This window comes from Mycobacterium angelicum, from assembly GCF_002086155.1.
Lineage (GTDB): Bacteria > Actinomycetota > Actinomycetes > Mycobacteriales > Mycobacteriaceae > Mycobacterium > Mycobacterium angelicum.
Map to the genome: position 1 here is coordinate 28,540 of NZ_MVHE01000017.1, position 13,910 is coordinate 42,449.

Annotated in this window: 6 protein-coding genes; 1 reads left to right on the forward strand and 5 read right to left on the reverse strand. The window is 64.9% G+C overall.

Annotated elements, in window-relative coordinates; genetic code table 11:
- Nucleotides 1-47: 47 nt before the first annotated feature.
- Together BST12_RS13285 and BST12_RS13290 are read right to left on the reverse strand one after the other, a co-directional pair.
- Nucleotides 48-7,346: a PPE domain-containing protein gene (locus tag BST12_RS13285; protein WP_083113594.1), complete on the reverse strand. Its 7,299-nt coding sequence runs from the start codon at nucleotides 7,344-7,346 to the stop codon at nucleotides 48-50.
- 104 nt (nucleotides 7,347-7,450) lie between these two features.
- Nucleotides 7,451-8,344, reverse strand: coding sequence for an aldose 1-epimerase (locus BST12_RS13290; protein WP_083113595.1), 894 nt, complete (start codon nucleotides 8,342-8,344; stop codon nucleotides 7,451-7,453).
- Between the two features lie 182 nt (nucleotides 8,345-8,526).
- Here BST12_RS13290 and BST12_RS31985 point away from each other — a divergent pair, with 182 nt between their 5' ends.
- Nucleotides 8,527-8,694: a hypothetical protein gene (locus BST12_RS31985; protein WP_170062114.1), complete on the forward strand. Its 168-nt coding sequence runs from the start codon at nucleotides 8,527-8,529 to the stop codon at nucleotides 8,692-8,694.
- Between the two features lie 3 nt (nucleotides 8,695-8,697).
- Here the strand turns inward: BST12_RS31985 and BST12_RS13300 are convergent, their stop codons facing one another.
- Genes BST12_RS13300 through BST12_RS13310 form a run of 3 tightly spaced genes read right to left on the reverse strand, consistent with a single transcriptional unit; the run spans nucleotide 8,698 to nucleotide 13,809 of the window.
- Nucleotides 8,698-11,967 (reverse strand): helix-turn-helix transcriptional regulator, encoded by a 3,270-nt coding sequence (locus tag BST12_RS13300; RefSeq protein ID WP_083113630.1) that lies wholly within the window; start codon nucleotides 11,965-11,967, stop codon nucleotides 8,698-8,700.
- A gap of 24 nt (nucleotides 11,968-11,991) precedes the next feature.
- The gene (locus BST12_RS13305) at nucleotides 11,992-13,152 is read right to left on the reverse strand and encodes an FAD-binding oxidoreductase (protein WP_083113597.1); all 1,161 of its coding nucleotides are present in this window, start codon (nucleotides 13,150-13,152) and stop codon (nucleotides 11,992-11,994) included.
- Nucleotides 13,153-13,161: 9 nt separating this feature from the next.
- Nucleotides 13,162-13,809: a GAP family protein gene (locus BST12_RS13310; protein WP_245850286.1), complete on the reverse strand. Its 648-nt coding sequence runs from the start codon at nucleotides 13,807-13,809 to the stop codon at nucleotides 13,162-13,164.
- Nucleotides 13,810-13,910 lie beyond the last annotated feature (101 nt).

Consider the following 13,910-nt stretch of genomic DNA (forward strand, 5'->3'; position numbering starts at 1 on the left):
GCAAAGATTACGGGCGCGTGTCGCGTCGGTGCCCGGCGCGTGCAGGCCTAGAAGCCGAACTTGAACGGGCCGAAGCCGCCGGCGCCCTGCAGGTGATACGGCAGTAGGTAGCTGAAGTCCAGTGGAGTCGCCGGGAACAGGCTGGTGTCCGGGATTGTGACGGACGCGTACGTTTCGTAAACCGGAATATCGGGCAGGCCCAGATTCTGCGAAATGACGATGTGTATGGGAATGAAGATGTCGACAGCGTGCAGAGTCAGCGGGCCCACGGTGCCCAGGATCGGGATATAGGGCGGAGTATCCAGTTCCCAGGTGTAGGGGATGGTGGGCAGAACGACGTTGTAGGACAAGGAGATTTGGCCCCGGCCGGCGCCCCGCCACAGCAGGCCGTTGTTTCCGTCGCCCGATATGAAGGCGCCCATGTTGTCATCGCCGGTGTTGCCCAGGCCCAGGTTATGGTCGCCAGGGTTGAATGCGCCCTTGTTGAAGCTTCCGGCGTTGTTGAAACCGAGGTTGTGGTTGCCGGAGTTGAAGAAGCCCGTATTCGAACTGCCGGTATTGCTGATGCCCAAGTTGTAGTTGCCGGAGTTTCCGATGCCGAAGTTTCCGGTGCCGGAGTTGAAGAAACCGATATTTCCGGTGCCGGAGTTGCCGAAGCCGATGTTCGCCACGCCCGAATTGAACAGTCCGAAGTTTCCGGCGCCCGAGTTGAACCCGCCGATGCCGAATTGGTTGTTGCCGGTGAGGCCGATACCGATGTTGCCGCTGCCGGTATTCCCGAGGCCGAAGTTGTGGCTGCCCGCGTTGACGAAGCCGAGGTTGTAGCTGCCCGAATTCCAGAAGCCCAGGTTGAAGCTGCCCGAATTGTCCGGCCCCAGATTGAAACTGCCCGCGTTGTCAGAGCCCAGATTGAAGTGGCCCAGGAGGTGCCCGATGTCGGTGCAGCCCACGCCCGAGAGCAGCGCCGGGGTGGCGAGGTCCAGCGTGCTGGTGTTGAGCAACCCGGAGACGCTATTGCCCAGGTTCAGCGCGCCGGACTGCAGGGCCCCGGCGTTGAGGACGCCCGAGATATGGCCGGCCGCTTGCGAATTGGCTGCCAGCGAGTTGAAGAGCCCGGAGATGTTGGCGCCGAAGTTGCCGAAGCCCGACGCGCTGCCCGTTCCGCTGTTGAAGAAGCCGGAAGCCGGTCCGGTGGTGGAATTGCCGAAGCCCGGCGCCGCCGGAATGTTAAGCAGCGGAAGGGAAATGGGCCCGACGCCGGCGGTGCCGGTTATCTCCAGGACGTAGTCCGGCCCGCCCACCACCAGCTGCAGCGGCCCGTCCAGGCTCAGCACGATGTCGGGGATCGCTATCGGTCCGAAGTAACCCGAGGCACCGACTTCGACGCCGAGATGAAGGACGTTCATGTGCACGCTGGGCGCACCGATGTAAATCGAATGCACCGTCAGCGGGGTCATGTCGCCCGTAATCGGGATATTCAGCGGGATTTTGACGTCAAGGTGTGCCGGTATTTCCGGAATGTTGATCGCGTAGGAGAAACTGAACAGGCCCTCTCGGTCGCCGCGCCAGAAGAGGCCGTCGTTCATGTTGCCGGATATGAAAGCGCCGGTGTTGATGTCGCCGGAGTTCGCCAGGCCGGTGTTGTAGTTGCCGCTGTTGAGGTAGCCGGTGTTGTAGTCGCCGGTGTTCAGCGAGCCGGTGTTGGCGCTGCCCGCATTGAAGTTGCCGGTGTTGTAGTTGCCGGTGTTGCCGATGCCGCTGTTGACGTTGCCGACGTTGAAGAATCCGGTGTTGGCGGTCCCGGTGTTGGCCAGGCCCGCATTCTGGCTGCCGGAATTCAAGATGCCGAAGTTGCCGCTGCCGGAGTTGAAGAAGCCGATGTTGTTGCTGCCGGAATTGAACAGGCCGATGTTGTTGCAGCCGGTGTTGAGGCCGCCGATACCGACTTGACCGTCGCCGGTCAGCCCGATGCCGATGTTGTGGCTGCCGGTGTTGGCGAAGCCGATGTTGTAGCTGCCCGTGTTGGTGAAGCCGTAGTTGTGGTTGCCGATATTGACGAAGCCGACGTTGTAGCTGCCCGAGTTGGCGGAGCCGAAGTTGAAGCTGCCGAGGTTGACCGGGCCGAGGTTGAAGCTGCCCACGGTGAGCCCGAATTCTTCAGTGGCGAAGCCGGAGGCGAAGGCCGGGGTGAAGTCCGCCGGTCCGGTGCCCAGCACACCCGAGATGGCGTTGCCCCAGTTGGCGAAACCCGACTGCAGCGTGCCGGCGTTCTGGAAACCGGAATTGCCCAGGCCGTGGGTGGCCAGATTGAAGAAGCCCGAATTGATGCCGATGTTCCCGAAGCCCGACGAGCTGCCGCTGCCGCTGTTGAAGAAGCCCGATGATGGGCCGGTGGTCGAGTTCGCGAAGTCCGCCGTCGGCCGGATGTCCAGCAGCGGGATGTCGATGGGTCCGATGCCCGCGTGGGTGATCACCTCGAACGACGTATCCGGGCCGCCGATCAGCAATTGCACTGTGGGCAGGTCGGTTTGGATTTGCGGGATGCTGATGCCGCTGACGCTGATATCCGGCAGGAAGTTGGTCGCGAAGTGCACTCCCAGCGGCGCAAGGTGGAACGGGGCGATTATCAACGATCCCAGTTCGACGCTGACGGGGATGTTCAATGGGATGCCGATGTCGAACCCGAACCCGATTTCGGGGATGTGCAGGGCGTAGCCGGCACCCAAGAGGCCATGGCTGTCTTCCTTCCAGAAGAAGCCGTTGTCCATGTTGCCGGCGTTGAAGGCGCCGGTGTTTAGGTTCCCGCTGTTGCACACGCCGGTGTTCAGGTCGCCGGAGTTGAAGTAGCCGGTGTTCAGGTTGCCGGCATTGAAGCTGCCGGTATTGGTGCTGCCCGCGTTGAAGTTTCCGGTGTTGTAGTTGCCGGTATTGCCGACGCCCATGTTGATGTTGCCGGCGTTGAAGAAGCCGGTATTGGCGATGCCGGTGTTCCCGATGCCGGTGTTGAACTTGCCCGGGTTGTCGATGCCGAAGTTCCCGCTGCCGGAATTGCCGATACCGACGTTTCCGGTGCCGGAGTTGAACAAGCCGATGTTTCCGGTGCCGGAGTTGAACACGCCGATGTTCCCCGCGCCCGAGTTGAACCCACCGAATCCGGTCTGGTGCTCTCCGGTGAGTCCGATCCCGACGTTGTAGTTGCCGGTGTTGCCGAAGCCGATGTTGTGGCTGCCGGTGTTGGCGAAACCGAAGTTGTAGCTGCCCGCGTTGGCCAAGCCCTGGTTGAAGTCGCCCAGGTTGGCCAGGCCGATGTTGTAATTGCCGAGGTTGGCCGCTGCCAGATTGACGGCCAGCGGGGCCCAGCTGCCCAAGCCCGCCGGCCCGGCCGGGAATGCGGCACCCGTCAGCGCATGGGTCAACACACCCGACACGTTGACATCGACGTTGCCGAAGCCCGACTTGCTGCCGGGGCCGGCGTTGAAGAAGCCCGACGACGGCCCCGCGGTCGTGTTGCCGAAGCCCGGTACCGGTGGCAGATGCAGCAGCGACAACCGGACAGGCCCCACCACGCCGCTGCCCGCGATGTCGAAAGCGGTGTCCGGACTGCCCAATTGGATCGTTATCGAGGGCAGGGTGATGGTGATGTCCGACAGGCCCACCGGACCGACGGTGACCAGATCCTGGTTGATGATGTCGAGGGAGACGGAGGGAATCGTGAAGCCCTGCAGTGTCACCGAACCCAGTACCGCGGTGACCGGTATATCGATGGGCACATGGACGTCGAAGTGCCAGGGGATACCCGCATCGGGCAGGTTGAGCCCCACGTCCAGGGCGATCAGGCCCTGATAATCGCCCCGCCAGAAAAAGCCGTTGTCGTAGTTGCCGGCGATGAACGCGCCGGTGTTGACGTTGCCGGAGTTCGACACCCCGGTGTTGTAGCTGCCGGTGTTGAAGTATCCGGTGTTGTAGTCGCCGCGGTTGAGGCCGCCGGTGTTGAAACTGCCCGCATTGAAGTTGCCGAAGTTGAAGCTGCCGGTGTTGAAGATCCCGGTGTTCCCCTGGCCGATATTGCCGATTCCGAAGTTGTGGCTGCCCGGGTTGCCGATGCCGAGATTGCCTGCGCCGGAGTTGAAGAACCCGATGTTGTTGCTGCCCGAATTGAACAGGCCGATGTTGTTGCTGCCCGAGTTGAGGCCGCCCCAGCCGACCTGGTTGTTGCCGGTGAGCCCGATGCCGATGTTGTAGTCGCCGGTGTTGGCGAAGCCGATGTTGTGGCTTCCGGTGTTGGCGAAGCCGAAGTTGTAGCTGCCCGCGTTGGAGAAACCCTGGTTGAAGTCGCCGATGTCTGCCAAACCCAGGTTGAAGCGGCCGGCATTGGCCAGACCGTAGTTGAAAACGCCGGTGTTCAGCCCGCCGATATTGGTGCTGGGCGCGCCGCCGTGGAAGAGCTCCGCGGCGTGGCTGCCGAAGTTGGCCAGACCCGAAAGCGTGTTCCCGGCGTTGTTGAAGCCGGATACGCCCAGCCCAGCGGCCGTATTGAACAGTCCCGACGCGTTGGCGCCGATGTTTCCGAAGCCTGAGGCGCTGCCGGTTCCGGTGTTGAAGAAGCCCGACGAGGGCGCGGTGGTCGAGTTTCCGAAGCCCGTCCCCGGCGGGATTCCGAAGAGGCTGAGCCGGGCGGGTCCGATGCCGGCCGTGACGCTGATGTCGATCGAGGTGTTGGGTCCGCCGACGACGACGGTGGGCAGCGGAGTGGAGAACAGGATGTTGATGGGCGGGACGTCGAGCGACGTGATAGTGCCGGCGGTCAGGCCGAGAATCCCGTACGGGACGCTGTTCATGGAGATTCCGTGGAACACGACATTGCCGGAATCCACGACGCCTATCGGAATGTTGATGGGAATGCTGACGTTCAGGTGCGCGGTGTATTCCGGGATGTTGATGGAGAATTGGGCCCCGTTTGCTCCCTGCCAGTCGCCGCGCCAGAAGAAGCCGTTGTTCATGTTGCCCGTATTGAAGGCACCGGTGTTGATATCGCCGGAGTTGCCGACGCCGGTATTGAGGTTTCCGGAGTTGAAGTAGCCGGTGTTGTGGTCGCCGGCGTTGAAGCTGCCGGTGTTGCCGCTGCCGGTGTTGCCGACGCCCGAGTTCGCGTTGCCGATATTGAACAAGCCGGTATTGGCATTGCCCGCGTTGCTGATTCCGGTGTTGAAATTGCCGGGGTTGCCGATGCCCAAATTACCGACGCCGGAGTTTGCGATACCGATGTTTCCCGAGCCGGAGTTGAAGAAGCCGATGTTGTTGCTGCCCGCGTTGAACAGGCCGAAGTTGCCGTCGCCGGAGTTCAGCCCGCCCACCCCGAACCGGCCGTCACCGGTCAGGCCGATGCCGATGTTGTTGCTGCCGGTGTTGGCGATGCCGATGTTGTGGTCGCCGGCGTTGGCGAAGCCGAGGTTGAAGCTGCCCGCATTGGCCAAGCCTTGGTTGAAATCCCCGAGGTTGGCCGGGCCGAGGTTGAAGTTGCCCAGGTTGGCGTTGCCGAGGTTGAAGCTGCCGGCGTTGCCGAAGCCCAGGTTCAATGAGACCGGCAGGCCGTGGCTGCTCATGTGGTAGATGCCGGAGACGCTGTTGCCGATGTTCGCGAGGCCCGATGCCGCGGCGCCCACGTTTTGCAATCCGGAAATCCCTGATTGCCCGGTGGCGATGTTGAGGAAGCCCGACGCCTTGCTGCCCAGGCCGCCGAAGTTGCCGAAGCCCGATGCGCTGCCCGTGCCGCTGTTGAAGAAGCCCGACGACGGACCGGTGGTGGTATTGAAAAAGCCTGGCGCTTTTGGGATGTCGATGAAATGGATCGTCAGCGGATCGACCTGGCCGGTCGCGTTGACATTGATCGCGGTTGTTCCCAGGGTGATCGTCCAGACCGGAATGCTGATCGTCGACGCCGGGATGTCCAGTGGCCCGAAGAAGAAGAACTCTATTCCGCCACCGCTGACGGATTGCCTGGGGAAGTAGAAGCCGGGAATTTGAAATTCTGATCCCCCGAAGGTGTATGGCGAATTGAGCACGACATTGATCGCCTTGGTCAGCGGCATCGCGGGAATCGTGATCGAGAGGTCCAGCCCGATGAGGTTTTTATAATCGCCGAAGGTCAAGAAGCCGTTGCTGTAATTCCCCACCACATAGACGCCGGTGTCGTAATTGCCGATGTTGTAGAAGCCGGTGTTGAAATCGCCGAAGTTGGAGAAGCCGGTGTTGTACCTGCCCGCGTTGTAGAAACCGGTGTTGCCGTCGCCGCTGTTTTGGAAGCCGGTGTTGAAACTGCCGGCGTTGAAGAAGCCGGTGTTGGCACTGCCGGCGTTGAGGAAGCCGGTGTTGAAGCTGCCGCTGTTGAGCCAGCCCCCGTTGAAGTTGCCGGGGTTGCCGATGCCCCAGTTTCCGCTGCCCGAGTTGAAGAGTCCGATGTTGTTGTTGCCGGAGTTGAACAAGCCGATGTTGCCACGGCCCGAGTTGAACCCGCCGGCGAAATTGATGCCGATCTGGTTGTCGCCGGTGAGCCCGACGCCAATGTTGTGGGTGCCGAGGTTGGCGATGCCGATGTTGTGGTTGCCGTTGTTGGCGATGCCGACGTTGAAATTGCCCGAGTTCCCGATGCCCTGGTTGAAGGTGCCCAGGTTGGCCGGTCCGAGGTTGAAACTGCCCAGGTTGGCCGAACCCAGGTTGAAGCTGCCGAAGTTGCCGACGCCGAAGTTCTGCACGCCGGTGTTCGCGAAGCTGCCGCCGATGAGTGCCGGTACGACGGATGCCAGGCCGGGAATCCGCTCGACGACGTCGACCAGGGCGTTCCACGGAATGGTCAGCGCCGAAACGATCTGCTCGGCGGTGGTGTTGTAGGCGAACAGCGCCGCCAGGTCCTGGGCCCAGATCTGCTCGTACTGGGCTTCGATGGCCGCGATCGCCGGGGCGTTGAGTCCCAGCCAATTCGACCGGGCCAGCACTGACAGCAGCGTGCGGTTGGCGGCGACGGCCGCCGGGTGCACCGTGGCGGCGACGGCCGCCTCGTAGGCGTCCACAGCGGCTTTGGCCTGGGCGGCCGCGTGCCCGGCTTGCGCCGCGGCGATGACCAGCCAGTCGAGATAAGGCGTGGCCGCAGCCGTCATGGCAATCGACGCCGCTCCGCGCCATAGGTCACCGGCCAGGCCCGAGGCGGCCGACCCGAACGACGCCGCTGCCGTCTCCAACTCGGCGGCCAACTCTTCCCACGTCGTCGCGGCAGCCACCATCGGCCCCGAACCCAAGCCGGTATACATCCGCCGGGAGTTGATTTCGGGTGGCAGTGTCACGAAACTCATGCGCTGCGCCCAGCCTTGCCTTCAGGTGTCCGATAACGCGCCTCTGCAAGCGCGGAGCTCTTGCTCCGGATAGTACCGGAGCAAGCGTTCCGGCCCATAGCCTTTCAGCAGGCGCGGATGCGGAACACCGCGGTGGCCGGCTGGCCGGGAGGTGCCGTCCGATAGCCGCCGCGGCGCAGCGCGTCGGTCGGTGCGGCCATCGGCTCGAAGCAGATCAGGTCCTCACCGGGCGGTGCGAAGATCTGCGCGGCCGGGTATCCGCGTTCGAAATGAACTTCGAGGCGGCGGCCCCCGCCGGCCACCGCGAATACCGCGCCGTCCTCGACTTCGTCGTACGCGTCGTCGAAAGCCTTCGCCCCCAATTGTTCTGACCTCGGTGCACAGACCGACGTCTCGCCGGTGGGCAGTCCCCGCTGATCCAGTGACAGGTGGCGCAGCCGCGGTGTCTCGATGACCCACTGGCTGCGCGCCGCCTCCGGCAGGTGCAGATACGGGTGGAATCCGAAGCACAGTGGCACGGCCGCGTCACCGGTCGCGGTCACCGTGGTGCGTATTGTCAGCGTCCGTTCGTGCAGCCGGATCGTCACCGCGAGCACGTGGGGAAAGGGGAAACTGGCCAGCAACCCGGGGTCGGCGCCAAAGTCCAGCTCGGCGGCCAGCTCGTCGGGCGATTCCGACGTCACCCGCCAGCCCGGATAGGCGGCCAGCACACCGTGGATGGGCAACCCGGCCGGGTCGGGACGAACCCCGTTATGGCCCGGAACCAGGGTGGTCGTCACGTTCTCGGCGGTATACGTATCCCCGCCCAGCCGATTGGCCCAGGGATACAGGATCGGGATCCCCATCGTCTTGCCGTCGCTCAGGTAGGCGTCCAGGCCGCGTCGCTGCCCGAGTAATTCCGCCCCCGAATCGTCCAGCGAGGTGCCAATCATGCCTGCTTGGGGCACAAATTGCGCCGTCGTCGACGACGACCGATCGCGCAGCGTGACGACATGCACATGGCCAGCCTAGGGCTAGCCCGAGCGGGTGGCGCCTCAGGCAACCGCGTAGACCGCCGCGAGATGTGACGGGCGTCATACGCCCCCTCGCCGGGCAAATCTACGCATCTTTGCCGATGGGTTTCGGATCGCCGGATCGCACAGTGGAAAGCACGTGAAAGTTGATGGAAGGAATGTCCCCCGTGAAAAGAGTCGCACCGAAGGGCAACGGCCGCGTGTCCCGGATTCGCTCGCTGCTGAAACTGTCGTCCGACGACGTCTCGGCGCGTGATGGACGGGTCAAGGACTGCCCGCGGCGCTACGACTACCTCGAGCAGGCCGGCATGGCCCGCGCTGCCGAGCGGCTTTGACCGTCAGGTGCGGCCGGCCGCGGCCCGGGCGAGTTGGACGCGGGAGGTGAAGCCGAGCTTGTTGTAGACGTGGGTTAGGTGGGTTTGCACCGTCCGCGGTGAGACGAACAGCCGCGTCGCAATGTCCTTGTTCGCCAGCCCCTCACTGACCAGCCGTACCACGTCGATCTCGGTAGGCGTCAGCGACTCCCAACCGGTGGTCGGCCGTTTCCGCCAGCCGTGACCGCGTTGCGCGTAGGCGATCGCGTCGTCGGTCGACAGACCTATACCCTCGGCCCATGCGGCGTCGAAGTCCTTGCGGTCCAGGGCATCTTGCAGCGCCGCTAATGTCGTGTCGTACTCTGGCTGATGAATCGCGAAGCGCACCAATCCCATTCGCTGCCGAATAGCTTCGGCCGCCCCGAAAAGCCGCGTCGCTTCCCGGTGGTCGCCGGTGTGGGCGGCCCCCGCGGCGAGAATCTCCAACAGATCGGCAAGGTCAACCTGTGCGCCACTATCGGCCGCGCACGAGATCGCCTGGTGCGCATCGCGGTCGGCTTCGTCGTGTTTACCCTCGGCGATCGCGATCCGGGCGCGGGTGGCCAGCGCCGACATCAGGTGCCGGCCTGTCATCGACTGCACGGCTTCGTCGCACCAGCGGCGAGCCAACACCAAGTCTCCCGCCGCAAAAGCAACCTGGGCATTGACCGTGCGCTGGGCCGCCGCCGATTGCGGTATGGACAGACTCAAGTTCTGCCAGGCCGCCTCGCCCGCGGCTTTCGCCGTCGCGATGTCGCCGGCGGCCAGCGCCGTCGTGGTCAGGGCGGAGTAGCCCATACCCGCGAAATAGGCGCCCAGCCCGGCGGACTCGAGCGCTGCGTCGGCGGCCGTCTGGGCCGCGTCCAGCTCGCCCCGAAATGCCCGCGCGAAGGCCAGCCCCTGCAGGCAATTGGCCATGTGCACCATGTCCTGTGCGGCCTCGGCCTCCAGGCAGACCTCAAGGAACTGGGCCGCGGCGTCGGTCAGGTCGCCGCGCATGAGATGAGCGAACCCGAGGCAACAACGGCACCACCGCGAATCAGCTTGGCTGCCAATCGCATTCGCCAGCTCGCGCCCCTCTTCGGCGGCGGTGCGCGCCGCCAGCGGGTAACCCGCCACGAGCGCATCGGCCGCCTGAAAGGTGAGGATCTGGGCCAGTCGCCACCGATCGTTCAAATCGCGGGCCAGCCCGACCGCTTCGGCGAAGTACGGGGCAGCCGCCGCCGGGCCGGCCGCCACGACGGCGGTCAAGCCGCAGGCGGTGAGCGCCCTGGCCAGCACGCCCGGATCGTCGAGCTCGCGCGCCACCGTCAGCGCGCGCTGGGCCTCGTCCATGCCTGCGGCGGCGTCGACGAAGATGTCCAGTACCGACTTGTCGGCAAGCGCCCGGGCACGCACCGCGGGCGACACCTCGAGGTGGTCGAAGTCGGTGTCGCCAAGAATCGTGTCGAACCAGGATCTGCCCTCGTGGATGCACCCCCGCGTCATCCACACCGGTAGCAGTGAGGAAGCCAGACTCAGGGCGACTTCGGTTTCGGCATTGTCGAGGCTCCACCCGAACGCGGCCCGCAGGTTGTCGATCTGGGTTTCGGCGTGGTCGAGGTGGTGCGGGTAATCAGGGCTGCCCGGGTTGTCGAGCAGACTGGCCAACGCGGCGTAGTGGTCACGATGACGAGTGCGGATGACGTCGGCCTCGCCGGCCTCGCAAAGCTTTTCCAGCGCGTAGTCGCGGATCGTCTCGCAGACGCGGTAGCAGGTCCGGCCGCGTCGTTGGTCGGTCATCAACAGCGATCTGTCCACCAGCAGCGTGAGCTCGTCGAGGACTTGATAGCGCTGCACCGAAGCAGTGGGGGGACCGTCGCAGGCCACGGCCTGTGCGTCCTCGAGCAAGAAGTAACCGGCCAGCACCGCCAGCCGGCGGAAAAGGATCCGCTCCTGCTCGGTGAGAAGCTCGTGTGACCAATCCACCGACGCCCACAGTGTTTGCTGACGTCGCACTGTGGTACGGGCGCCACCCGTGAGCAGCTGGAACCGGTGCTGCAAACCATCGAGAATCTCGTCCAGCGACAACGACCGCACCCGCGCCGCCGCCAGTTCGATGGCCAGCGGCAAACTTTCCAGGCGACAACAGATCTCGGTTACCAGGGCGCGATTGTCGTCGGTCAGTTCGAAGTCAGGCCGCACCAGGCGGGCGCGGTGGGCAAACATCTGTACGGCTTCGTCGTTGAGCGACAGCGGCAACACCCGGTAACTCACCTCACCCGGGACCCGGATCGGTTCGCGACTAGTCGCCAAGAACCTCACGTCCGGACAGGCTTCGGCCACTGCCAAGACGAAGGCGGCCACCGCGTCGAGCAGATGTTCACAGTTGTCCAGCACCACCAGGATCTGACGAGTGCCGAGCGATTTCAGCACGGTGTCCACCGGTTGCCGGCCCGGCAGGTGGTGCAGGTCGAGCGCACGCGCGACCGTCAGCGGTACCAGATCGGGATCTGCGACCGGTGCCAAATCCACATACCAAGCGCTGCCGAACTCGCCGGCAACCTGATCCACCAGCTGCACCGCCAGCCGGGTCTTGCCCACTCCGCCCGCGCCGATCAGGGTAACCAGCCGGTTTTCGGCAAGTAATCGGTGTACCTCGCCGAGTTGCGTGCCGCGGCCGACGAACTGGGTCAGATTCACCGGGAAGCCATGGGACACGGCGTCATTGGCAACGCGAAGCGGTGGGAACTCGACCGGTAGATCGGGATGGCACAGCTGCAGCACCCGCTCGGGGCGCGGCAGATCACGCAGCTGATGAGTGCCCAGATCGAGCAGCCACGCCGCTTCCGGCAGCCGGTCGATGACGATGCTTTCGGTGGCGCTGGACAGTACTGTCTGGCCGCCGTGTGCCAGGTCGCGCAGCCGCGCGGTCCGGTTGATGGTCGGTCCGGCATAGTTGCCCTCGTCGCGCAGCCGCACCTCGCCGGTGTGCAGGCCGATGCGCAACCGGATGGGTGCCAGCGGTGCCCGCTGCAGATCCAGCGCCGCGGCCACCGCATGGGACGCGAGCGGGAAGGCGATCACGAAACTGTCGCCCTCGCCCTGTTCGACCGGCCGTACTCCGTCGTGGGCCGCCACCACTTCGGCCAGCGCGTCATCCAGTCGCGCGACGGCGGCGCTCATCTCGTCGGGCCGGCTGTCCCACAGGCGCGTGGAACCCTCGACGTCAGCCAGCAGCAACGTCACCGTGCCCTGCGGTAGCAAATCGCCCACGCCCACTCGCTCCTCGGACGCACTCTAACGCGACAGTGGGTCGTGCCGGATGCGTTCCGGCGGCGCGCCCTTGGCGATCAGTGCGGCTTTGGTAGCGCGCACCATCGCCGGGCCGCCGCAGATGAGGATTTGTCGGTCGCCCCAGCCGCCGTAGTTGGTGACCACCTCCGGCAAGCGCCCGCTCTGGCGCACATGCAAGCCACGCGGTGGCGAGACGTCGGGATAGTCGGCCGCCCAGGGCGGATCCCGGTTGTACTCTGTCACCGGTGAGACGGACAGCCACGGATTCTGCGCCGCCACCTGCCATAACGTGCGCAGGTCGTAGAGCTCGCAGAAGTAGCGTGCGCCGAAGAACAGATGCACCCGCGGGTTTTGGGCGTAACGGCTCAGGTCCAGGATCAGCGCCCGCAGCGGCGCCAGGCCGGTGCTGCCGGCGACCATGAGCACGTCCCCACCATCGCGGTCGACCCGCAAGGCGCCGTGCGGACCGGCCAATCGCCAGCGGTCGCCGGGCCGGGTTTCGCTGACAATGGCGTTGCTGACCAGACCGCCGGGCACCACGCGGACGTGAAACTCGATCCGGCCGTCGGGGTCGGGCGGAATGGCCGGGCTCAGGTATCGCCAGCGGTGCGGGCATTGGGGGACGTGGACGTTGACGTACTGGCCGGCGTGGTACTGCAGCGGGCGGTCCAGCCGCAGCCGCACCACCGCGAGATCCCTTGACACCCGCGCGTGCTCGACGACGGTGCCGTCCCACCACGCCGGCCCCTCTTCGGAGTCCGCGGCGCCGCTCATCACCCCGGTGATCAGGTTCAGTGACTGCTCGGCCGCCCGGCTGACGGCGTCGGTCCAGGCATCACCGACATGGCCGCGCATCGTGGCGTACAGAGCTCGGCGCAACGTCTCGTATTGGGCCGGCAGCACACCGTACTTGCGGTGGTCGCGGCCGAGCTGGGCCAGAAAGGCCACGGGTTCGTCAGCGCGCTGTGCGACCAGCTCGCCGTACACCCAGTGCAGCGCGTGTGCGAAAGCTGCTCGCTGGCTGTCCATTTCGGGCGGGAACAGCTCACGCACCGAACTGTCGAGGGCAAACCAGTGGGTGTAGAACCGGCGGACGAGGTCTGGGCTGGCGGGATCGAAGGCGTCGCGCAGCACCTGCAACGCAGCTCGGTCATCGAGGCCCACGGGCTCCGATTATAGGGCGTGAATTCCCTTGTACAGCACCGCGAGTCCGATCAACACCAGGATGACCGCAACCACAGCGGCATTGTGCTTCTCCATCCAGTTCTTGAGTCGCTCCAGCGGGTCGTCGAGACGGCCGCCGGCGGCCGTGTAGGCCAGGATCGGGATCGCCACCGACGACGTGGCGACCGCAACGAATACGGCGGCGGTGAGCACTGTGCCGGCGACACCCAGCGCATCGGTCCCGATCGCCAAACCGGCTGCGGCACAGACGAATAGCACCTTGACATTCAGCACCGCAAGCGCGGCTCCCGTCATCGCGGCGCGGGGCGGGGTGACCGAGGTGAGCGTTCGCATCCAGGCCGGGATGTGGTCGTGTCCGCGCCGCGTCAGCCAGCGGAGGACGCCGAACACGATGAGCGTGATGCCGACGACGATCCGCAGCCAGGACGCCCACTGCGGTGGCTGCTCGCGCAGGCCGCCGAGCATGTTGGAGATACCGATGGCGATCGCGGTCAGTGCGGCTATGCCGAACACCCAACCGGCCAGATAGGCCAAGCCGCTCTCGCGGGGATGTGGCGCATGCAAGACCAGTACCCCGGGGATGATCGACAGCGGCGAAACCGTGATCACCAGCGCCAGCGGCAGTACTTCTATCACGCGAGAACGGTAGCCGACGTTATAGGGCAGGCTGCCGGGCCGTGGCTCGGGTCGCCGAGCGTGTACTGAGCGCGAGAAATCGCGCTTGAACTGACAGTGAG

Excerpts from the sequence above, each read along its gene's own strand:
- BST12_RS13285 (WP_083113594.1), bottom strand. The coding sequence starts at position 7,346 with ATGAGTTTCGTGACACTGCCACCCGAAATCAACTCCCGGCGGATGTAT.